A 20412-nucleotide genomic window follows, 5' to 3' on the forward strand; every position below is an offset into this window, starting at 1 on the left:
CCTCAGGCTGGGCAGCGCCACAAGCAATACCGGGCGCAGCAGGGCTGGCAAGGCGTGCGAAACGCAGACAGTACAAACCGTACGGCCAGCGAGCGTAACGCAGCCCGTCGGTTTTTGTTGGGGGCTTGGCATGCTAGACGATGCAGCGGGCAATTTTGTGACATCACCGCCGGCAGCCACTTTGCAGCCATGGCTCACGCTTGCTATTGTCGCGGCAAATACCCCTGTGCCGTCCATGAAATCTTCCCGCTTTACCCGCATCCTGCTGTGGCTGCTGGGCGTCGTCCTCATCCTCACGCTCGGGGCCTTTGCCGCGCTGCATTATGCTGCGCAAACCCTGCGCGATCAGGTGGTGGCCACGCTGGGCAGCGACAGCGAAATCGGCGCCGTCGATCTGGGCTGGTCTGCCATCACGCTCAGCCAGCTGCGCATCAAGGCGCCTGCCGGCTGGCCGGCTGCCGACGCACTGCGCGCCAGCCGCATCGTGGTCGAGCCCGATCTGCGCGCGCTACTGTCGGCCAATGTGCATGTGCGCAAGATCAGCATCGAGGGCGCTTATCTGTCGATCTGGCGCACCGCCAACGGCAAGGTGCGGCTGCTGCCCAGCCTGCTGGAGCGCGCCAGGACCGCCACCGGCGCGGCATCGGCGCCGCAATCGGTCAGCGTGACCATCGAGCACATCGTGCTGCAGGATGGCGCGGTGGATTTTTACGACAGCACCATCCGCAAGCCGGCGCACCGGCTGCAACTGCAAAACACCGACATCGCGCTGGACGATCTGCGCCTGCCCGCGCTGGACAAGCAGAGCCACCTGAAAGCCAGCGCCACCCTCAAGGGCGTGCAGCGCGACGGCAAGGTGGATATCGCCGGCTGGATGAGCTTTGCCAACCAGGACAGCGCCCTCACCACCACCCTGCGTGGCGTCGATCTGGTGGCGCTGCAGCCCTATTTGATCAAGGCATCCGAAACCGGCGTGAAAACCGGCAGCCTTGATCTGGACCTGAAATCAACCATTACCAAGCGCCACCTGCACGCACCGGGCACCATCACCTTGCGCAATCTGGAACTAAGCAACCGCGACGGCTTGTGGGGCACCTTCATGGGCCTGCCACGCGGTATGGTGGTCAACGGCATGAAAGACCAGCAGGGCAAGATCGCGCTCAAGTTCACACTGGACGGCAACCTGGACGACCCGCGCTTCTCGCTCAACGAAAACATGACCCGCCGCATCAGCGTGGGCCTGGCTGAAGGGCTGGGCATCAGCATCAAGGGCATGGCCGGCGGCATCGGGCGCACGATAGGGAAGTTGTTTGGGCAGTGAGGGCGTAAGGACAGCCGCAACGTCGTAGGGCGCAATGAGCATGGCGAATTGCGCCGTAGTTGGCCGCAGAACTGCCTACGGCGCAATACGCTGCGCTATTGCACCCTACTGGCCGGTCGACTTGTTTACCCTTCATTGACGCGGAGTGGTCGCGCGACAATCCGTAAGCAAAGTATTGTTCTGTTGTGCATCAGCACCTTTAATGGTTTCAATCCTGACATATTTCACTAATTGAAATAGTCCTCCCCGTAAAATGCCGGGTTTGGTCCCGATTTTGAGCTGCCAACAGGTTTGGTAGCGGCTTTTACATACATCGGTGAATCAAGGAGACCAACAAGGACCCTGTTCATGTCATTGCTGCAAAGCGCAAGCATTGTTCCGCTTGAACAAATCAAAACAAGCAGCCACTGCAAGAAAAGCATTTCATCACTGATTCCTCATATACGTGCCACGCACCATAAATACGGGCTGGCTTTGCCGGCAGGATTCGAGGCAACCATGGCCATCAAGCCGCTGGTGATCGCCGGCGAGCAACTGGGTGTGGAAATCAGGCCTGCCACCATCCAGAAAATCATCATCATGTCGCTGCTGGCCAAGCAAAACGGCTATACGCCGGTATTTTTGCTGGAAGATCGCGACGTGATCAGCAAGGCCGACAAATTGACGTCCTGGCTGTTTCCCAGCGCCACACCCAATCCACAAGGCGAATTTGCCAGCCGTATCTTTTTCGACGATATCAATGCGAAAAAGCTCAAGCAATTGCCATTGAAGTTTGGCGTCATCTCTGCCGAATCAGCCGCTGCCAGCGCCCAGATGCGCAAGCTATATGCCGAAGCAATTGATCCTGCCGCTCTGCCGCATGGCCTGATCGGGCTGGATGATATTGCCACCCTGATTGCCGAATGCGCCGCACAGGCCGGCAATATCGCCGAATACGGGCAAAGGCAGCTGTTTGCCATTCTGCAACGATTGGGCGTAAGCAACATCCTGTTTGCCGATCTGGGCGCGTGGGAAGACGAGCTGCACGCCAGCGGCGCGCTGCAGGCGCTCTTTAGCGAGCCGGTGCGCGCCACGCTGCGCGAACTGGGCTGCATGCCGGCTGGCAGCCGCGAATACTGGGGTCTGCACCTGGGCGGTTGCCACGGGCGGGTGCACATTGCCACCGATGACGCGGCCAGCTGTTTGCGCTGCCATCAGCCGGTGCCGGCGGGCGAGTGGCAATTCCTGTCGCTGCGCGCCATTCCACGCATGTATGCCATTGCCTCGCTCGGGGTCGATCTGTTCGTCACCGGCGGTACCTCGGAATACAACGATCTGGTGGGGCAACTGTTCCAGGCGCTGGATCAACCCATGTTCCCGCTGATCTGGAAAAGCGGCTTCGATTATCACGGCCCCTTGCAGCACACAGCTACTACCCCGGCAACGCGCCAGGGCAAATACACCTTTCTGGACGCCCTCATCGCCAGCGGCCACGCCGCCGCCCTTCAGCAACAAAGCAACGGTGCAATGGGCGGTGACGCGGCAGCAACGCGCCAGCAGCTGCTGTCCAGCGCCTATCAATCACTTTCGGACTCGATGCACGCGCAAATCAGCGCACAGGGCGTGCATTGGGCCGAAGCAGGAGCAGCAACATGCAACGCTTGAGCAAAGACGATCTGGTTTACTATGAAAAAGGCGCCAATATCGTGGCCAGGGGCAGCGGCAGCGCCATTCCCTTCATGAGCGCCATTCTGAATGGCAGCCAGAGCGACATCCCCTGGTTGATCGCGCCGGACGAAATGCGCGGCTACATGGCCTCGGTGGTGAAAATCGGCGCCACCGGCACGCAGCAAGACTGGGGCGACTACTGCCGGCAAGCGCTGGACATGCTGCTGGGCAACGAGGGCGTATCGCTGGCCAGCCTGCATGGCCTGCCGCCAATCGAGATCAATCGCTCGCAGATGGATCGCGCGCTCTACGTGTGCAGCATGCTCGACAAACCCATGATCGACGGTGATTACGTCGGCTATACCGCGATTCCGTCCATTCCGCTCACCTTTGCCGTCGAGCAGGGCATCTCGCTGAAATCGTCCTATATCGTGCTGGAAAATACCGCCGAGGGCTTGAAGGAAAAAGAACGCGGCATCAAGGGCGACGCCTGGGGCTTCGAAGCCGCGCGCGAGCTGGAGCTGACCTACCGCAACCTTGCCAAATCAGCCGGCGTGGCCGCCGCGCTGTTCCTCACCCGGCAAACGCGCATGCTCTACCCGCACAGCGTCACGCAGACCATACAGCTGGGCAAAAGCATAGGCAGCCGCAACCCGATCGACGACATCCTGGCCTTTACGCGCGGCAGCTTCGTCGGCGCCGGCGTACTGGCCGACGTGCAGGATTACTCGAACGACGACAAGGATTTCAATGTAAAGACCATACGCATCGGCCGCTTCGAGCTGGGCATCGTCAATGAGTTTTTGTTTGTCGATTGCGACGGCCAGCGCCTGGTGCGCGCGCCGCAAATCATCGCCATCGTCGACCGCCACGGCCGTGGCATACGCACCATCGAACTGCCGGGCCTGGTGGGCGAGGAGCTGTTCATCCTGAGCATCCCGCCCTCCTGCCCGGTATCAACCGAATGCGTGGCCGAGTGGGACCGGATATTCAAGGTGCATGCGGCTGCGGCGCGGGCGGTTTTGGCTTGATGTGATGGGCGGTGGGGCGCAACAGGCGTAGGGTGCAATGAGCATGGCGAATTGCGCCGCGCGTTTTAAGCGGCGCATCGCCGAGCAAGGCCGGTGGCTGTTAAGGTGCAATATGCTGCACTAGCGCGCTCCGCTTGTACCAGAAAATTTTAAATAACCAGGACCCCGGAACATGTTTTCCATTGCCTGCCGCATTCCTGAAGGGCAGTACGAGAGCCTAAAGCAGCCTCACGCTGCAGCTGATCACCTATTTATCAGTGGCTACTTTCTTGTTTCGGGCGAGTATGGCAAGTACGGGTATATTCCGGATGGCGAAATCACGGCCGATGAGTCTGGCTGGTTTGTGATATCGGATATCCTCGAATCGTTGGGTAAAGTATTCGCAGCCCTTCAAAAAGGACGCTACGCCGCATTTATTGATATCGATACGATATCTACCTACATTCAGTTTGAACTGATTGGTAACATGGTGGAAGTTTCTGAAATTTCAATTGATGACAAAAGCAGTTTTTTTCTGCATGAAAAACTGGAACAATCAAGGCTGGTGCAGAAGATTGCGCTGGTTTCATTGGACGAGTTGCTTGATGAAATTAAAAGATTTTCCTTGAATTTGCTTGCGAATATTCTGGAGGTAAATCCAGAATATTCGCAAGCACGCCTGTTCAAAGAATTTGATAAAATCCTGAATTAAAGCTTTGCAAATCGACAGCAACAAGCACAGTGCCTTGCGCCGCGGATTGAGCGCAGCCGGGTGCAGCGCAGGGGATTGCCTGCGGCGCAATATGCTGCGCTATTGCGCCCTGCTGGCTGTCCTTTATACGCTTAGAGAGAATCTGCTGTATTCCACACCCACACGTCGATCAATTTTCCATCCTTGTCGAATCCCCAGTTTACCTCGGACGAGAGGTGTACGAGGTACAAGTCTTGCCTCTTTAAAATGCCGTAAACAGATTTCACCCCGACCACACTGCCCGCATCCTGATTCAAATATCCAGCTTGGTAGTTTGGTCTGCAATCAATTTTTGCATTTTTGCAGAAATTCAGCACATCTACCAATTTTGTGCCAATTGGCGTTGCCAGTAAAACATCCCGCCGCAAAGATTGCTGGCTTGAACATCCGGTGAGAAAAATCAGCAAAACCATCCAGCGGGTATAAATCATTTCGTTCTCGCATCATTGGCAAGCGCTGCGGCATGCGGACTGAATTGCATGAGCCAAGAATATCGCTATTCTTCAGTATGCCGTGCAGTACTGACTTCTTCGATAAATAGTTCAATCAAGTCTTGCGCCAGGATAAATGGCGACAGCAATGTTCTTGCATAGCTGATACGTTCATCCTCAGACCAGTGATCCCAGTCGTGTTCCTCGGCCGCCCGGCGGACCGAGACCTGCCACTCTTCGCGAGCCGGATGCATGCTCAGCCAGTCTGCCCACCGCTTGCGTGCGATATCACCTTTCCGGGTAACGTCGACTTCAATGAGCGTATCGAGCAAACGATCGAACAATCTGGCAACAATCGGGCTGGCAGAAATCTCCGGATCACTTGCCTCGAAGCAAAACTTGGCCTCTCGAAAGACGCGCTGCAGCGCGATCAATTCATGGTAGTCATTTACAAGGAATGAATTGGAGCTCATTTTTTGGTCCCAGTGTGGGCTGCTGTTCGAAGGGCGTTTTCATGCTTGCAATTCTCAAGGCGCAAGTCGGGCGCAACAAGCGCAGCGCATTGCGCCGAGCAAGGCTGGTGGCTGTTACGGCGCAATGCACTGCATTTATTGCGCCCTACGGCTGGCTGCTTTATTCGCTTTGAGCAAATGTCTTCAGCGCATCGGCAAGCGCATCGATCAGGCATGCTTTGTCTGCTTCGCTCAGCTGATCCAGATTTGTTTTTGCCCTGTCGATGATCTCTTCAAGCTGACACCGCATGCTACGGTGTTGGCGAAAAAACGCCGGGTCGGCACGCAAGACGTTGATCAGCAAATCGCCGGGGTAGTGCATGCCGGCGCAGTACGGATTCTTGGTCAGAAACTCAAGCGCAACCGGGATCAGCTGTGCCAGTCCCACATCCTGCCCGATCATGACCCTGGCATCCTCGGCATCAAAATCCCTGATGGGCTTGTTGCGCAGTGCAAATACGCGCCGAAACAAGGGTGATGCATCGCCAGGATCGCCCCAGTCATTTCCTTCCAGCTGTGCGATTGATTTACTCCGGTCGGTCATTCCTTCTCACCAGGGACAGGGGCGTGCATGCGCGTCATTGAAACGGCCTGCCGCGCAAAACGCAAGGGCCGCCCCCGCAACAAACCTCCAGACGTTTGTAACTTGTCATCCATCTGCAACACCCCCAACCTAGCATGCCGCATCCCTCATCTGGACGGTTACCCCATGCGCCATACACTTGCCGCTTTTGCCCTGTTTGCCTCGTTCGGTTTTGTCAGCGCGCACGCTGCCGATCCGCTGCCTTATATCTCGAACAAGGAAGTAGACCTCACCCGCTTCCTGCCGCCGCCGCCGGCCAATGATTCGGCGCAGACCAAGGCCGAGATTGCCGAGGTGCTCAGCATTCAGGCCAGCCGCACGGCCGAGCAAGAAGCCGCTGCCAAGGCCGATGCCACCGAGGATGTCTGGCGCTTTGCCGATGTGCTCGGCCCCAAGTTCACGGCGGCCAATCTGCCCAAGCTCAATGCCTTCTTCGCCCGCGTGGTCGAGACCGAAGGCGCCGTGGTCGATCCGGCCAAGGATGTGTGGAAGCGCCCGCGCCCGCATCTGCTGTCCAAGGACATCAAGCCCGTCGTCAAGCTGACCAGCTCGGGCTCGTGGCCGTCGGGCCACGCCACGGTGGGCTACCTGATGGCCACCGTGCTGGCCGACATGGTGCCGGAGAAGCGCGCCGCATTGTTCGCCCGTGCTGCAGGCTATGCCGAGAACCGCATCGTGGCCGGCATCCACTATCGCTCGGATACGCAAATGGGCCGTGTGGCCGGCGCGCTGATCGCACAAAACCTGTTTGCCCGCCCGGATTTCCAGGCTGAATACGCACCGGCCCGGGCTGAGTTGCGCGCAGCCCTTGGTCTGTGAGCACGGTTCGCACTTTTAAATTCAAGCACTTGCAGCCATAAGCCAGCCGCCCGGTTAAACTGGGCGGCTTTTTTATTGCTACCGAGCTGCCCATGGCCCTCAAAGCCACCATTTTCAAGGCCGATCTCAATATCACCGATATGGATCGCGGCTATTACGCATCGCACTCGCTGACCATTGCGCGCCATCCGTCCGAAACCGACGAGCGCATGATGCTGCGCGTGCTGGCCTTTGCCCGCCACGCATCCGAAACGCTGGAGTTCGGCCGTGGCATCAGCGATGAAGACGACGCCACCATCTGGCAAAAGAATCTGGTCGACGAGATCGAGCTGTGGATCGAGCTGGGCCTGCCAGACGAAAAACGCCTGCGCAAAGCCTGCAACCGCGCGGCCGAAGTCTGGCTGTACAGCTACGGCGGCCGCCAGGCCGAAATGTGGTGGGACGGCATCAAGGGCCAGATGATCCGCTTTGATCACCTGCACGTGGTCAGCATCGCCCCGGAGACGCTGACCGCGCTGGGCGCGATGGCCGAGCGCACCATGCAGCTGCAAGCCACCATCCAGGACGGGCAACTGTGGCTGTCGAATGACAACACCAATCTCCTGGTCGAGCTGACCACGGTGAAATGAGTGCGCTGCCGGCTGTATTGGCGATGAGTAGGGCGCGAGCGTAGCGTATTGCGCCGTAGTTGCAGGTGGCTGGTGCATGCATGTGGCGCAATTCGCTATGCTCATTGACGCCCTACGCAATGCGCCGCTCATCACCGGAACACACCATGCTCAAAGCACAAGCGCGTGAACAGGCGCAGCAGCTGCAAGACCTGCCCAACATCGGCAAGGCCATGCCGGCCGATCTCGCCGACTTCGTTGCCCGCTATTGCGCGGCTTTCAACGCACTGGACGGTGCGGCAATTGCCGCGCTCTACGCCGTGCCCTCGGCCATCGCGCACGGCAGCAGCTACACGCACTGGACCGATGCCGCAGCCATAACGGCGAACATGGCCGCGCTGTGCACGCTGTACCGCGACGGCGGCTACGTTGCTGCCAGCTACACCGTTGCGCATTGGTGGCCGCAAGGGCCGGATCATGCGGTACTGGATGTGGCGTGGCACATCACCCGCGAGGGTGACCTGCCGCCGTGGCAATTCCACACCGGCTACAATCTGCTCAGGGGCGAGCACGGCTGGTTGGTGCGGCTGTGCACCGCCTATGAGGAAGCGCGGCTCGATGCTTGAAGGCCTGCACATAGCGCGTAGAGCGCGAGCGTAGCGTATTGCACCGTATGGGCCGAAGCGGCAAGCGCAAACCGGTGGTGCAATGCGCTACGCTTATTGCACCCTACGAGCCTGCCCGTTGCCCGGAGCCAACCATGCCCGAAGCCCAGGGCGTGAACAGCGCGCAGGGCGCGAGCGCAGCGTATTGCGCCGTATGGGCCGAAGCGGCAAGCGCGAGCCGGTGGCGCAATGCGCTACGCTTATTGCACCCTGCGAGTGTGGCCATCGCCCGGAGCCAAGCATGCCCAAAGCCCAAACACGCGATCAAGTCCGGCAACTGCAAGACCTGCCCAATATCGGCAAGGCCATGGCGGCCGATTTGCAGCTGCTGGGCATCACGCAACCGGCGCAGCTGGTCGGGCAAGATGCCTTCGCGCTGCACCTGCGGCTGTGCGTCGCCACCGGCGCGCAGCATGACCCATGCGTGATCGATACCTTCATGGCCGCCATCGACTTCATGCAGGGCGCCCCGGCAAGGCCTTGGTGGGATTACACGGCGGAGCGCAAGCGGCTGCAGGCGGCGCGCAAGGTGTAGCGGGTAGGGCGCAATAAGCGTAGCGCATTGCGCCGTATTGGCTGGTGGCCGGTGCATGCATGCGGCGCAATTCGCTGCGCTCATTGGCGCCCTACGGCCATGCCCTTCGCGCGTCGTCCGTCACGCACACACCCGGTTCCGCCCCGCCGCCTTGGCGGCGTAAAGCTGCGCGTCGGCGCGCTTGAGCGCCTGTTCGGCTGTTTCGCCGCTGGTGGCACGCCACGTCCGGGCGCATGGTTATCGTTAGCGGGTAGGGTGCAATAAGCGTGAGCGCAATGCGCCGTATTGGCTGGTGGCCGGTGCATGCATGCGGCGCAATTCGCTGCGCTCATTGGCGCCCTACGGCCATGCCCTTCGCGCGTCGTCCGTCACGCACACACCCGGTTCCGCCCCGCCGCCTTGGCGGCGTAAAGCTGCGCGTCGGCGCGCTTGAGCGCCTGTTCGGCTGTTTCGCCGCTGGTGGCAATTGCCACGCCCAGGCTCATGGTGACTGTCAGGTCGGGGTGCAGGTTGGCCCAGGGGTGGCGCTCGATCAGCGCGCGCAGTTTGTCGCACAGCGCCAGCGCGTCGGATAGCCCGGTGTCGGGGAAGGCCAGCACGAATTCCTCGCCGCCGTAGCGCGCCAGCAGGTCGCCGCTGCGGGTGTGGTCTTGCAGCAGCTGGGCAACGGTCTTGAGCACGGCATCGCCCACGGCGTGCGAATGTGCGTCGTTGATCTGCTTGAAGTGATCCAGATCGGCCATTACCAGCGCCACCGGACGGCTGCTGCGGGCGGCTTGCGCCAGCAGGCGTGTGGCTTGTTCGTCGAAGTGGCGGCGGTTGAACAGCAGTGTGAGCGGATCGCGCACGCTCAGCTCGCGCAGTTGCTCGGCCTGCTGCGCGATGGTGGCGTGCGATGCGGCCAGCTCGCGGCTCATGCGGTTGAAGGCGTGCGCCAGCTCACCCACTTCGTCGCGCGTTTGCACATCCACTTGCACGCCCAGCTGGCCGTCGGCGAGGGCGCGGCTGGCCACGGTCAACCGGCGCAGCGCACCGCTGAGCGCATTGCTCAGCAACAGGCCCAGCGCCACAGCGACGACGATGGCGGCCAGCGCACCCACCAGCAGCGCCTGGCGCAGGGCAGACAGGAACTCCCGATCGGCGCGCGATAGCGTGGCCTGGCCATTGGGCAGCGCATAGGCCAGCAGCTGGCCGTCGTTGCCGGTGATGGCTTGTGCGTCGGAGCGGGCATCGTCGGGCAGTTGCTCGCCCACCCGGTAAGGCGGCGTGGGCAGCAGCGCGCGGCCGTCGGCATCGAACAGCACAAAGCGGAAGGTGGGGGCATCGTCGCCGCCATGTGGCGGGGGCGGGCGCTGGCCGGGGGGCGGGCCGTCATGCGCCGGGCGTCCGTCTGGCGGCGGTGGGCGTTCACCCGGTGGCGGGGCGTCGTCCGGGCCATGCCCGGGGCCATCCCGCTGTTCCGGACGGCGCCCGGGTCCGTCGCCGTTGTCGGGGCCACGCCCCTGTTGCGGGCCGCGTGCGGCGTCCTCTCGCTCCGCCGGGCTGCGCCCGGCATCGCCCGCAGCATCCGGACCGGGCTGTTCCCCGCTGCCCGGTGGCGGCGTGTGGCTGCCTTGATGGCGGCGGGCAAAATCGCGAAAGGATTCGCGCGCACTGGCGGCCTGCCACGAGCCATATTGGCCGATATAGGCGATCACGTCGGCGCGAAAGCCGGCAAACGCCTGCTCGGCGGCGCTGCGGTCGAATTTGCGCTGCAGCTGCTGATAGGCCACGCCGCCCACGGCCAGCACGGCCAAGAGGCTGGTGAGCAGCAGCGACAGGATGAGTTTTACGCGCAGCGGCATGGGCGGTTTCTCCACGATGGGCCTCATTGTGCCGCCTGCCCGGCAGCCGGCGCGAGAATATGCTGCTGCACCAGCCGCTCGACGAATTCGCGCACCACCTGCACGCGGCGGCTGGCTTTCAGGTCGCGGTGGTACACCAGCCATAGCTGCGGTAGAAAATCGATGCCCAGCGGCGCCAGCTTCTGCAAGCCGGTCTGTACATCGCCAAAAAAGCACGGCAAGGACACCACGCCCAGCCCCGAGCGTGCCGCCATGTATTTTGCGGTAATGCTGTTGGTGCGCAGTATCGGCTCGCGTCCGTCAAAGGTGCGCGCCAGCCACTGCCCCACTGGCCGGCTGGTGGCCCATTGGGCATCCCAGGCGATGTGCGGCAGCTTGCGCCAGTCATCCACGCCTTGCAGCAGCGCCGGCGCGGCATACAGCGCAAACGGCATGCCGCCCAGTGCATGCGCGATGTAGTCCGGATCGTGCTCGCGCTCGGGGCTGCCGACGATGCGCAGCGCCAGATCGGCCTCGCGCCGGCCCAGATCGGCCAGATTGCGCCCCACGATCAGCTCGACCTGCAGCTGGGGGTGGGCGCGCACCAGCTCGACCAGATTGGGCGCGATCAGCTGGTGCGCCAGCGTTTCGGACGTGGCAAAGCGCACCCGGCCGCAGGCGCCGTCGCCAATCGCGCTGCCGCTGCGCTCCAGCGCCAGCATGGCGCGCTCGACCTCGGCCACTTGCTCGAACAGCGCGCCGCCCTGATCGGTGAGCAGATAGCCGCGTTGCTGGCGCAGAAACAGCCGCGCGCCCAGCCGCGTTTCCATGCTGTCGATATGGCGCGATACGGTCGAGGCACTGGTGCGCAGCGCCTGCGCCGCCGGCGTCAGCCCGCCGCCGCGCGCCACGGCCAGAAAGAACTTGAGGTCGTTCCAGTCCAGCGTGCTGGCATTTTCCAATTGTGGAAATTGATTTTCCAAACTCACCAACTCCGTACCGTTTTTGGAAAATTATAATCGCTACACGACAAACCGCCATGCGTGGTCATACCTCCACCCGGGGTAACGGTTGAGCGAGGGGCTTCGATCAGGCCTCCACAGCCAGACCGCACGCAGGTTCTCACTGGAGTAAATACCATGGGCACTCCCCTTACCTGGTTCAAACTCGCCCTTGCGGCATTTTTCTGGGCCGCCATGTTCCACCTGGGCAAATATGCCGTTGCCTACATGTCGCCGCTGGCCGTGGGTGGCTGGCGCTTTCTGCTGGCCGGCGCGCTGCTGCTGCCGCTGCTGCACTGGCGCGAAAAGATCAACTGGGCCGGCATGCGGCGCAACTTGTGGCCCTTGCTGGCCATGGCCACCATCGGCATCTGCGGCTTCAACATCGCACTGTTTTACGGCCTGCGGCTGACCTCGCCGGTGAATGGCGCGCTGATCGTGGCGCTCAACCCGGCCATCACCACGCTGTTTGCCGCGCTGCTGATGCGCGAGCATATCAGCGGCCGGCAGATCGTGGGCCTGCTGCTGGGGCTGGCCGGCGTGGCCACCGTGGTCAGCCATGGCTCGCTGCATGCGCTGCTGGCGCTGTCGTTCACCCCGGGTGATTTGCTGGTGCTGCTGGCCGCCGTGGGCTGGGCCGTCTATTCGGTGATTCCGCGCCGCTTCATCAAGGGCCTGGCGCCGCTGCAGATCACCACCGCCACCATTGCCATGGGCGGCGTGCTGATGGCGAGCTTTGCGCAAAGCGTAACCGGCGATCTGCTGCACGTGCCGCCGCTGGGCGCCATCATCGCGGTGCTGATCATGAGCATAGGCGGTTCGGTGCTGGCCTACCAGTGGTGGAACGACAGCGTGAGCAAGATCGGCCCGGCCAAGGCCGCGCTGTTCATGAACCTGGTGCCCATTTTTGCCACCCTGATGGGCGTGGTGATGGGGCAGGCCGTGACCGGCGCACAACTGGCCGGCGCAGCGCTGGTGATCGGCGGCGTGATCTACGCCTCGACCAAGCCGCGCCCGGCGGTAGCGACCTTGCCGACGGGGTGTGCTGCGCGGCAGGCGTGATCTTTTTAGCTAGATTGCGTCCACCAACGACAAAGCGCCCCGAAGGGCGCTTTGTCGTTCACGGCAGCCGCGTAGGGCGCAATGAGCAACGCGAATTGCGCCGTAGTGGGTGGTGGCTGGTGCAGGATGGCGCAATTCGCTGTGCTCATTGCACCCTACGGCAGACACTGCGCCTGTAACAAAACCTGGCGCAGCGGTGCTGGCAAGGCAGGCGAAGCGCAGGCAGCACAAACCGCAAGGCAAGTGAGCGTAATGCGGCCGCGCAGGGCGCAATGAGCAACGCGAATTGCGCCGCAGTGGGTGGTGGCCGGTGCAGGATGGCGCAATTCGCTGTGCTCAGCACCCTGCGACTGGTGGGGCTGTTAAGGCGGCACCAACGACAAAGCGCCCCGAAGGGCGCTTTGTCGTTCACGGCAGGCACTTTCTTTTCCGGTCTTGCGACCGGTCGTGTGCTCAATCGAAATCTTTCATGATCAGTCGAGGTACGGTTTGACGCCGATCAACTGGTCTACGGTCACAAATTCATAGCCCTGCTTTTTCAGCTCGGGGATCATGCGGTCCACCGCCTCGACGGTGCCCGAACGCTTGCCGCCACCATCATGCATCAGCACGATGGCTTCTGGATGAACGTAGCTCAGCACGCTGCGGTAAATGGCTTCATCGGCGCCCAGGTGCAGCGCGTGGAACCAGTCTTGCGTATCCACCGACCACAAAATGGCCTTGTAGCCGCGCGCGCCGATGGCGGCGACTTGCTCATCGGTCAGCGCGCCATAGGGCGGGCGCATCAGCGCCGGGCGTATGCCCAGCTTGTCTTTGAACACCTGCTCGGCGCGCAGCAGCTGCTTGTCCCACACCTGCTCGTTGCCCAGCTTGTTCAGATAGGGGTGGTCGTAGCTGTGGTTGGCAATGGTATGGCCGGCGGCCAGCACGGCGCGCGCGTCGTCCGGGTTGCTGGCCACGTGCTCGCCCAGCTCGAAGAAAGTGGCCTTGACCTCATGCTTGGCCAGCACCTTGAGCAGGCTGCGCGTATAGCCGCTGGGGCCGTCATCAAAGGTGAGTGCGATGCGCTTGGTGTTGTGCAGCCCTTCCAGATAGTAGGTGCCGCGATACTTGGCGGCCTGGGCTTCCAGCACCTGCAGCGGTACCTGATCCCAGCCATCCAGATAGGCCGAGCGCACTTTCTGCACCGCTTTCTCGCCCGCCGGCACGGCAGCGACCGGGGCGGATGCGGGGGCTGAGGCGCTTTCACCGTGAGCGAACGGCGCCAGCAAGGCCAATGGCAGAAATGCAGACAACAGGGTACGGCGGATCATGGTGGACTCCTCGTCGGGCTGGCGGGCGCTCATGCGGCCACCCGCGTAAACACGCGCGTTTCGCCGCGTGCGTTGCTGCTCTGCAGCTGCACGGCGTTGCCGTGGCGCTGCAGCAGATATTGTTCGGGCAGCTGCGCGGCGCGCCAGTGCTGTGTGTCGGCGCCATGCGCGGTGGGCAGCAGGCGCTGCGTGCAAGGCACGCCGTAGTCGCGCACCAGCGTGAGCAGATCGCCGGCCAGCACGGCTGTGGCGCCGTCGGTAGCGCGGTATTCGCCATCGCCCCATGGCTGCGGCATGGCAGCGAGGGGGGCTTGCGGCAAGGTTGCGGGCTCGCCCAGCGCCAGCGCGGCCAGTTGGCGCGCCAAGGGCAGTTGCGGCACAAAGCCGATATTGCCCAGCACCACCACGCTGATGCCTTCATCCGGCAGCAGCAGTGATGCGGCGGTATAGCCATTCACGTCGCCCAGATGGCCCCAGACGCGGCGTTCCTGGCCGGCATACACACCATCGTCGCGCCACCAGCCCATGCAGGCATTGCCCGGCACGTGCGCGAACATGGCGGCGGTGTGCGCGGCATCCAGCACCTGGCCACTGGCCAGCGCCCACGCCCAGCGCGTGAGGTCAGCCACCGTGGCAGACAGGCTGCCTGCGCCATACATCACACTCATGTCCACCGGCATGGCGGCATCCAGCCCTGGTGACAGATGATGGCCCAAGGCTCGCTCGCGCTGCGGCGCGGCGATCTCGCACTGTGTGGCGTGCAGGCCCAGCGGCTGCCAGAACGCGTTGCGCAAATAGTCGGCAAACGGCTGGCCGCTGCTGCGCTCGACCAGCAGCGCCAGCAAGGCATAGCCGGTATTGCTGTAGCGTACCTCGCCGGCCGGCAGCAGCGGCTGCGCGGCCAGTACGGCATCGATCAACTGCGGCGGCGTGTGCGGTTGCTGCATGCGCGTGGGCCAGTAATCGGGCAGCGCGGTGAAATTGCCCAGCCCGCTGCAATGCTGCAGCAACTGCCGCACGCTGATGCCGGCCAGTTGCGGCCAGTCGCGCAGGGTATCGGTGATCGGCGCATCCAGCGCCAGTGCGCCTTGTTGCGCCAGCTTGAGCACGGCAGCGGCGGTAAAGCTCTTGCTGAGCGAGGCAATGCGAAACGGCGTCGCCGGGGTATTGCGCCGGCCACTGGCTGCATCGGCCACGCCGGCGGCCGCCTGCGCCAGCAGCTGGCCGTGCACGCGCACCGCCACCGCGCCGTTGAAGGCGTCGAGGCGGGTGCAGGCAGCAAGGTAGTCGTGCAGCGCTTGGCTCATGGCGGCAGGAAAACGTGAGATGCCCGCAGCTTAGCGCAGAAAACCCGCCCGCAAGGCGCGATGTGCATGCACCTGCGGCAACACCACCATGCGCCCGGCGAATGGCCGCGCCAAGGCCTTGATCCTGCACGGCTATTGCATGGCATGCGCCGGCGGCATGCCCCGTCCGGTTGCGCAAAAACGCCGCCCGCCGCCGCCGCACTGGAGCCGCCCCGGCGCGTACGGCATCATCGCAACACAATAACGAGGGGACAGACATGCACAAGACTTTACTGGCGCTGGCAATGCTCGGCGGCCTGGCCCACGCCGCCGACCCGGCCTCCGCGCCCGCGCTCAAGCACGCGCAGGTGCAAAGCAGCGGCCGCGTTGAAGCAGGCAAGGACAGCTGGCGCGCCACCTGGCCCGGCACGGTGCTGACCACGCGCTTTGACGGCAGCGCCATCGGCTTCAAGATCGACGACGGCATGAACAGCTATGTGGCCGAAATCGATGGCAAACCCGCCAAAACCATCATGCCGGCGCGCGGCGAGCGCACCATCTGGCTACGTGATCTGCCGGCCGGCGCACACACGCTGCAACTGATCAAGCGCACCGAATCGCCCGAGGTGCCCGGCACGGTGAGCGGCTTTGCGCTCGACGGCGGCCACTGGCTGCCCGCCCCCGCGCCCGCCAGGCGGCAGATCGAATTCATCGGCGATTCGTGGACGGCCGCGCTGGCCAGCCTGTCTGACGTGCGCGAATGCAGCTGGGACAAGGTGCGCGACACCACCGACATCACCCAGGGCTTTGCCGTGCAGGTGGCGCGGCACTACGGCGCAGACTGGCAGATCAACGCCATGTCCGGCATGGGCATGAACCGCAACTGGGACGGCAACCTGCCCGACCGCAACTACCGCACCTTCTACCCGCGCCTGCTGCAGAACGACGCCGCCAGCAAGGCCGCCGTGCCGGGCTGGAAGCCGCAAGTGGTGGTGATTGGCCTTGGCACCAACGACTTTTCGGCCGCCATCAAGGGCAGCGAGAAATGGACCAGAGACAGCCTGACCGCCGCCTATAAAACCGGCTTCAAGGAGCTGGTGGCCAGCGTGCGCCAGCGCTACGGCGATGCGCAGATCATCGCCACTGCACACTACCTGTGGCCGGACGACGCACTGCGCCCGCTGATCAAGCAACTGGTGGACGAAGCCCGCGCAGCGGGTGACAGCCGCATCAGCGGTGTGGAATACAACGACCTCAAGCTCACCGCCTGCCAGTGGCACCCGGACTTGAACGACCATCGCAACATGGCCGCGACGCTGGAAGAGGCGATTGATGGACTGAAGATTTACAACTGAGCGCCAGCCCAAACGCAAAGAACCCGGCCTTGGCCGGGTTCTGGATGGCAGCCATCCAGCGGCTATTCACCTGCAATGGCGGCCGGTTTGCGCAAGGCGCAGCGCACGCCTGATTACGCCCCGACTTTCTTTTCGCCCTTTTCGCCGTTTTTCTTCAGCGTTTTGTCCAGCTTCTGCGTGCACACATCCGCTGCCGCTTTCTACGCATCCTGCAACGCTGCCGGCATCACGTGGCGGGTGGCCACCTCCTTGAGCTGCTCGTACTTGGTGGTGTTCACCAGCTCGCCGCCCATGCACTGGCACAGCGCCTCGGCCTGATTCGCATCCATGCGCAGCTTGGTCATGATGTCGGTGCGGCAGGCCGGGATGAAGCCACGAAAGAAATCGGCCTTCTCCGCCTCGGTCAGGCTCGAATAGCCTGCCCCGCGCTCGGTAAATTTCTTGCCCGACTGCTGCATGCTCTCGCACGGCTGATCGGTAAAGGTGACATTGCCGGCCTTGTCCTTGCACTTGTAACCGGCCGCCTGGGCCGAACCGGCAAACAAGGCCAGCGCACAACACAGCACGGCCAGCAGGGCGAGGGGGAAGCGCATGGGTATCTCCAGGCCAACAATGGCTAAGAGCAAGATAATAAAAAGTGCGGGGTCATGCCATTGAATTTTGATGACAGGAGGGGCTGCCGGGCGGTTGGCTGGACGTGCTGGAGGTCACTGCGTAGCGGTGCAGCAACTGGCGCAATCGCTCTTGGGGATCGAGTGGTCAGACCGGCTATTCAATACTAAAGTGGCAAAACAGCATCCTCCCTTGTATTTGTTTGAGGTTGATTTTTGGGTCGTCTGGTTATCAGTAATGCACTGACCAAAGAATCAGCCTATGCACGGTGATGTGTGCTTTTTGGCTCCAGCACCTCTTCATGTTTAATTGAGCGACACATATGAATTTTTCCCAGATCGATTACCTGTTTTTCGGACACTTGTCTGGAATGCCTGTGATCGGTTTCTTTGGCGGAATTTTTGCAGCCATCGCCTATAGACTGCTTGATCCGGAGAAAGTTGGAACCAAGTCGGTTTCTGAGGTAATCATCTCTGCGCTCAAGCGCATCCTTTTGGGTGGTGCCATCTTCCTTGTTTTTCTTGTGCTCTCCATCCTCTCGGCAATCCCGTATGGAGGTGGGAATCGCGGACTTTTCCTTGCGTGTCGAGTTGCATTTGTACTCGCCCCCTTCTGGGCTGCCTTCACTGTTGTTGATGTCCGTACTGCACAGGCAACGCGTGTCGATGCACAGGACGAATCTGGTGGCAAGCCGAGCGGGAAATGGCACATGGTGGGCATCACGCTGGCTTGCCTTTCGGCCGTGATCGTATTGAGAGCAATGTTGGCCACACCGCCACTCTCTCCCGAAGAGATTGAAAGCAAAGCGCAGGGCAAGCAGCGCGAGCTTGCAATTGCGCAGTGCAGCAAAGAAATTTCCACTGTGGCCAATGAATATATCGTCGATAGCTTGTTGCTCGATGCAAACATGATTAATAAAAATGCACTTGAGAGCCTGCTTGGAGGCCAAGGCGTTCGATTTGTCGAACTGAAGGCAGGCCAAATAAAAATCTGGAACAGTAAAAAGGAAAAATGGGGGGTGATGATATTCGATGGAGACGACCGTAATAATATCGAACTGGATTCAAATAAAAAATATGTTCGATTTGAGCTATCCAGGAATGGTGATCCCCTGTGCGAAACTTCAACCCTCCATATATTGGACGGGTCCCCCCGCGCCCCCTTTGCACCTGGCGCTTGCCTCAGGATGGTGCCAGACCAGAAATCCCTGGCATCGCATGCAATCAAAGCACTTCCTGCGGGTGATAAGACGGGTTTTATTCGCTGGTCTCTTTTGGAGCAGGCATCAGGCCATGTTCTGGCGGCACTGATTTCTTCCGACCTACCACACAGCCCGGCTCGGCAAGGCGGAGGGGCCGATATTGAATGGAAAATCGCCCAATATGGTGCAGTCAGTTGTCGCCAACCTTATTTTACACTCACCAATGCGTTACGCGGCGTGCCGCAGAATACGCGGCAGTCATTATCGCTGGTAACGCGAAAGATCGAACCAGAATTGGTTGATTTGGGTGTCAAATCCATCATTTGGCCAGAGATAAAAGTCGATGAGGTTGAGGGTCCGGCCGGGCCTAATAACACCTATCCATGGGGAAAGGATTGGGAATTCGCTTACAAAAAAGCAGAAAGTACGGGATTCGCCGACGTCGGCACGGAACTGATCGACTACAAGGCTGGGGAGCTACTTTCTCTTGGGAATTTGAAGTTTGAAGGCCAGTGGTTAAATCCACATATTGGCGCATCGCCCAATGGTTTTGTCGCCGTCTTCGGGCGCCCGAATGGCATTCATCTTGTTCGATACGCTCTGGATGGAGAAATGCAATGGCAAGGGATCATTCAGGTCAATGGGCGCGACAGCACAGCTCCAGCGCGACCAGATATTGCAGAGATCAAATGGGAAGAAAATGAAGTGGACATCTATGTTTTCAGAAAAAATGGAAAGGGCGAGTCTCGTTGGCTGCTGCAGGTTCCAAATGCCATGATAGGCCTGAGGTAGCAGCTCAGAATCATCACGAAGTTCACGGTCACGTCTTGCCTTTTGCAGGGCACGTTTCGAGCAGTGCATCAATACCAGGCATGTCCCTGAATTTCCCAAATACACAAAACCCGGCCTAAGCCGGGTTTTGCATGCTGCAGTCGCCACCTGCAATGGCTATGGGCTGGTATAAAACCGCTCGCCCAGCTCCTGCAGGCCCAGCTCGCCCAGCACGGCGGTCAGGCGCTCGGCCGGTTTGCGGCGCGGCAGGTTTTTATAGCTGGCCACGATCAGCTCGTTTTTCATCGAGTGCTCCCAGCCGACCAGCTCGGTGACCGTCACCTGGTAGCCGTGTGCTTCCAGCTGCAGGCAGCGCAGCACGTTGGTGATCTGGCTACCAAACTCGCGCGTGTGGATGGGGTGACGCCAGATTTCCGCCAGCGGGCTTTTCAGTGCCTGCTGCTTGTTCTTGCGCAGCACGCTGGCTACCTCCGCCTGGCAGCAGGGCACCAGCACGATGTGGCGGGCGCGTTTTTCCAGCGCAAAGCGGATCGCATCGTCGGTGGCGGTATTGCAGGCGTGCAGCGCGGTCACAATATCCACCTGCGGCGGCAGCGCGGCCGAGCTGATCGAATCGGCCACCGACAGGTTGAGAAACTGCATGCCGCCAAAGCCGCAGCGGCCCGCCAGCTCTTTGGAGTGCTGTACCAGTTCTTCACGTGTTTCGATGCCGTAGATGCTGCCGGCCGGCGCGTTGGCCTTGAAGAACAGGTCATACAGGATGAAGCCCAGATACGACTTGCCCGCGCCGTGGTCCACCAGGCTGATCTCGGGGTGCGCCTGCAGCGCATCCTGCAGCAGCGGCTCGATGAAGTTGAACAGGTGATACACCTGCTTGAGCTTGCGCCGGCTGTCCTGGTTGAGCTTGCCGTCACGCGTGAGAATGTGCAGCGCCTTGAGCAGCTCCACCGATTGCTCGGGGCGGATATCGTATTTTTCGGTCATGGTTCTGGTTCTTGCGGTTGCGGCCCGTGGTGAAGCACCGGGCACTCATCGCGAATTATCCCATGTTCGTCCCGCCAGCGGCGGGATGCATCGCACGCTCG

The 20412-nt window shown here is 61.4% G+C and carries 20 protein-coding genes; 11 read left to right on the forward strand and 9 right to left on the reverse strand.

What is annotated here, in order from left to right; all coding sequences use genetic code 11:
- Positions 1-235: 235 nt before the first annotated feature.
- From B9A19_RS05315 to B9A19_RS05330, 4 genes are all read left to right on the forward strand, one after another.
- Positions 236-1321: a DUF748 domain-containing protein gene (locus B9A19_RS05315; protein WP_176216793.1), complete on the forward strand. Its 1086-nt coding sequence runs from the start codon at positions 236-238 to the stop codon at positions 1319-1321.
- Between the two features lie 498 nt (positions 1322-1819).
- Positions 1820-2965: a hypothetical protein gene (locus B9A19_RS05320; protein ID WP_084089650.1), complete on the forward strand. Its 1146-nt coding sequence runs from the start codon at positions 1820-1822 to the stop codon at positions 2963-2965.
- Positions 2953-3999 carry an S-methyl thiohydantoin desulfurase domain-containing protein gene (locus B9A19_RS05325; RefSeq protein ID WP_084089653.1) on the forward strand — a complete coding sequence of 349 codons (1047 nt, stop codon included), beginning with the start codon at positions 2953-2955 and terminating at the stop codon, positions 3997-3999. Before B9A19_RS05320 ends, B9A19_RS05325 begins: the two co-directional genes overlap by 13 nt.
- A gap of 172 nt (positions 4000-4171) precedes the next feature.
- The gene (locus B9A19_RS05330) at positions 4172-4690 is read left to right on the forward strand and encodes a hypothetical protein (RefSeq protein ID WP_084089655.1); all 519 of its coding nucleotides are present in this window, start codon (positions 4172-4174) and stop codon (positions 4688-4690) included.
- A 131-nt stretch (positions 4691-4821) separates the two neighbouring features.
- Here the strand turns inward: B9A19_RS05330 and B9A19_RS21995 are convergent, their stop codons facing one another.
- The 3 genes from B9A19_RS21995 to B9A19_RS05340 form a co-directional block, all read right to left on the reverse strand.
- Positions 4822-5160 (reverse strand): hypothetical protein, encoded by a 339-nt coding sequence (locus tag B9A19_RS21995; protein WP_139798667.1) that lies wholly within the window; start codon positions 5158-5160, stop codon positions 4822-4824.
- A gap of 65 nt (positions 5161-5225) precedes the next feature.
- Complete coding sequence (locus B9A19_RS05335; protein ID WP_084089657.1) at positions 5226-5633, reverse strand: hypothetical protein; 408 nt, start codon at positions 5631-5633, stop codon at positions 5226-5228.
- A gap of 160 nt (positions 5634-5793) precedes the next feature.
- On the reverse strand, positions 5794-6216 hold the full coding sequence (locus B9A19_RS05340) for a contact-dependent growth inhibition system immunity protein (RefSeq protein ID WP_139798668.1): 423 nt from the start codon (positions 6214-6216) through the stop codon (positions 5794-5796).
- A 165-nt stretch (positions 6217-6381) separates the two neighbouring features.
- Here B9A19_RS05340 and B9A19_RS05345 point away from each other — a divergent pair, with 165 nt between their 5' ends.
- The 4 genes from B9A19_RS05345 (at position 6382) to B9A19_RS05360 (ending at position 8882) form a co-directional block, all read left to right on the forward strand.
- Complete coding sequence (locus B9A19_RS05345) at positions 6382-7074, forward strand: acid phosphatase (protein ID WP_084089661.1); 693 nt, start codon at positions 6382-6384, stop codon at positions 7072-7074.
- A gap of 92 nt (positions 7075-7166) precedes the next feature.
- Positions 7167-7703 carry a YaeQ family protein gene (locus tag B9A19_RS05350; RefSeq protein ID WP_084089664.1) on the forward strand — a complete coding sequence of 179 codons (537 nt, stop codon included), beginning with the start codon at positions 7167-7169 and terminating at the stop codon, positions 7701-7703.
- A gap of 146 nt (positions 7704-7849) precedes the next feature.
- Positions 7850-8308 (forward strand): DUF6841 family protein, encoded by a 459-nt coding sequence (locus B9A19_RS05355; RefSeq protein ID WP_139798669.1) that lies wholly within the window; start codon positions 7850-7852, stop codon positions 8306-8308.
- A 280-nt stretch (positions 8309-8588) separates the two neighbouring features.
- A complete protein-coding gene (locus B9A19_RS05360) occupies positions 8589-8882 on the forward strand; it encodes a helix-hairpin-helix domain-containing protein (RefSeq protein ID WP_084089668.1) in 294 nt (97 codons plus the stop codon).
- A gap of 368 nt (positions 8883-9250) precedes the next feature.
- On the opposite strand, the gene B9A19_RS05365 is transcribed toward B9A19_RS05360, so the two are convergent.
- The gene (locus tag B9A19_RS05365; RefSeq protein ID WP_084089671.1) at positions 9251-10726 is read right to left on the reverse strand and encodes a GGDEF domain-containing protein; all 1476 of its coding nucleotides are present in this window, start codon (positions 10724-10726) and stop codon (positions 9251-9253) included.
- A gap of 23 nt (positions 10727-10749) precedes the next feature.
- A complete protein-coding gene (locus B9A19_RS05370) occupies positions 10750-11694 on the reverse strand; it encodes a LysR family transcriptional regulator (RefSeq protein ID WP_176216794.1) in 945 nt (314 codons plus the stop codon).
- A gap of 150 nt (positions 11695-11844) precedes the next feature.
- Between B9A19_RS05370 and B9A19_RS05375 the strand changes: the two genes are divergently transcribed.
- A complete protein-coding gene (locus tag B9A19_RS05375) occupies positions 11845-12768 on the forward strand; it encodes a DMT family transporter (RefSeq protein WP_084089675.1) in 924 nt (307 codons plus the stop codon).
- Between the two features lie 473 nt (positions 12769-13241).
- Here B9A19_RS05375 and B9A19_RS05380 read toward each other — a convergent pair whose 3' ends face one another.
- Positions 13242-14114, reverse strand: coding sequence for a polysaccharide deacetylase family protein (locus B9A19_RS05380; RefSeq protein ID WP_176216795.1), 873 nt, complete (start codon positions 14112-14114; stop codon positions 13242-13244).
- A complete protein-coding gene (locus B9A19_RS05385) occupies positions 14111-15388 on the reverse strand; it encodes a serine hydrolase domain-containing protein (protein ID WP_084089679.1) in 1278 nt (425 codons plus the stop codon). Before B9A19_RS05385 ends, B9A19_RS05380 begins: the two co-directional genes overlap by 4 nt.
- A 257-nt stretch (positions 15389-15645) precedes the next feature.
- Here B9A19_RS05385 and B9A19_RS05390 point away from each other — a divergent pair, with 257 nt between their 5' ends.
- On the forward strand, positions 15646-16722 hold the full coding sequence (locus tag B9A19_RS05390) for an SGNH/GDSL hydrolase family protein (RefSeq protein ID WP_084089681.1): 1077 nt from the start codon (positions 15646-15648) through the stop codon (positions 16720-16722).
- 200 nt (positions 16723-16922) lie between these two features.
- On the opposite strand, the gene B9A19_RS05395 is transcribed toward B9A19_RS05390, so the two are convergent.
- Positions 16923-17315, reverse strand: coding sequence for a DUF4124 domain-containing protein (locus B9A19_RS05395; protein ID WP_084089682.1), 393 nt, complete (start codon positions 17313-17315; stop codon positions 16923-16925).
- Between the two features lie 341 nt (positions 17316-17656).
- Here B9A19_RS05395 and B9A19_RS05400 point away from each other — a divergent pair, with 341 nt between their 5' ends.
- Positions 17657-19327 carry a hypothetical protein gene (locus tag B9A19_RS05400; RefSeq protein WP_084089684.1) on the forward strand — a complete coding sequence of 557 codons (1671 nt, stop codon included), beginning with the start codon at positions 17657-17659 and terminating at the stop codon, positions 19325-19327.
- Between the two features lie 156 nt (positions 19328-19483).
- Here the strand turns inward: B9A19_RS05400 and B9A19_RS05405 are convergent, their stop codons facing one another.
- Entirely contained in the window at positions 19484-20311 is an 828-nt protein-coding gene (locus tag B9A19_RS05405; protein WP_084089686.1) for a class I SAM-dependent methyltransferase, read from the reverse strand.
- Positions 20312-20412: the final 101 nt, after the last annotated feature.

Origin of the sequence: Andreprevotia lacus DSM 23236 (genome assembly GCF_900176275.1) — a bacterium.
In the GTDB taxonomy this organism is placed as follows: domain Bacteria; phylum Pseudomonadota; class Gammaproteobacteria; order Burkholderiales; family Chitinibacteraceae; genus Andreprevotia; species Andreprevotia lacus.

Bases quoted from the DNA above. Each gene is read 5' to 3' on its own strand.
- B9A19_RS05385 (WP_084089679.1), bottom strand. From the start codon at position 15,388: ATGAGCCAAGCGCTGCACGACTACCTTGCTGCCTGCACCCGCCTCGAC.
- B9A19_RS05405 (WP_084089686.1), bottom strand. From the start codon at position 20,311: ATGACCGAAAAATACGATATCCGCCCCGAGCAATCGGTGGAGCTGCTC.
- B9A19_RS05365 (WP_084089671.1), bottom strand. From the start codon at position 10,726: ATGCCGCTGCGCGTAAAACTCATCCTGTCGCTGCTGCTCACCAGCCTC.
- B9A19_RS05395 (WP_084089682.1), bottom strand. From the start codon at position 17,315: ATGCGCTTCCCCCTCGCCCTGCTGGCCGTGCTGTGTTGTGCGCTGGCC.
- B9A19_RS05380 (WP_176216795.1), bottom strand. From the start codon at position 14,114: ATGAGCGCCCGCCAGCCCGACGAGGAGTCCACCATGATCCGCCGTACC.
- B9A19_RS05340 (WP_139798668.1), bottom strand. From the start codon at position 6,216: ATGACCGACCGGAGTAAATCAATCGCACAGCTGGAAGGAAATGACTGG.
- B9A19_RS05350 (WP_084089664.1), top strand. From the start codon at position 7,167: ATGGCCCTCAAAGCCACCATTTTCAAGGCCGATCTCAATATCACCGAT.
- B9A19_RS05330 (WP_084089655.1), top strand. From the start codon at position 4,172: ATGTTTTCCATTGCCTGCCGCATTCCTGAAGGGCAGTACGAGAGCCTA.
- B9A19_RS05345 (WP_084089661.1), top strand. From the start codon at position 6,382: ATGCGCCATACACTTGCCGCTTTTGCCCTGTTTGCCTCGTTCGGTTTT.
- B9A19_RS05355 (WP_139798669.1), top strand. From the start codon at position 7,850: ATGCTCAAAGCACAAGCGCGTGAACAGGCGCAGCAGCTGCAAGACCTG.
- B9A19_RS05320 (WP_084089650.1), top strand. From the start codon at position 1,820: ATGGCCATCAAGCCGCTGGTGATCGCCGGCGAGCAACTGGGTGTGGAA.
- B9A19_RS05335 (WP_084089657.1), bottom strand. From the start codon at position 5,633: ATGAGCTCCAATTCATTCCTTGTAAATGACTACCATGAATTGATCGCG.
- B9A19_RS05315 (WP_176216793.1), top strand. From the start codon at position 236: ATGAAATCTTCCCGCTTTACCCGCATCCTGCTGTGGCTGCTGGGCGTC.
- B9A19_RS05360 (WP_084089668.1), top strand. From the start codon at position 8,589: ATGCCCAAAGCCCAAACACGCGATCAAGTCCGGCAACTGCAAGACCTG.
- B9A19_RS05400 (WP_084089684.1), top strand. From the start codon at position 17,657: ATGAATTTTTCCCAGATCGATTACCTGTTTTTCGGACACTTGTCTGGA.
- B9A19_RS05390 (WP_084089681.1), top strand. From the start codon at position 15,646: ATGCACAAGACTTTACTGGCGCTGGCAATGCTCGGCGGCCTGGCCCAC.
- B9A19_RS05325 (WP_084089653.1), top strand. From the start codon at position 2,953: ATGCAACGCTTGAGCAAAGACGATCTGGTTTACTATGAAAAAGGCGCC.
- B9A19_RS05375 (WP_084089675.1), top strand. From the start codon at position 11,845: ATGGGCACTCCCCTTACCTGGTTCAAACTCGCCCTTGCGGCATTTTTC.
- B9A19_RS21995 (WP_139798667.1), bottom strand. From the start codon at position 5,160: ATGATTTATACCCGCTGGATGGTTTTGCTGATTTTTCTCACCGGATGT.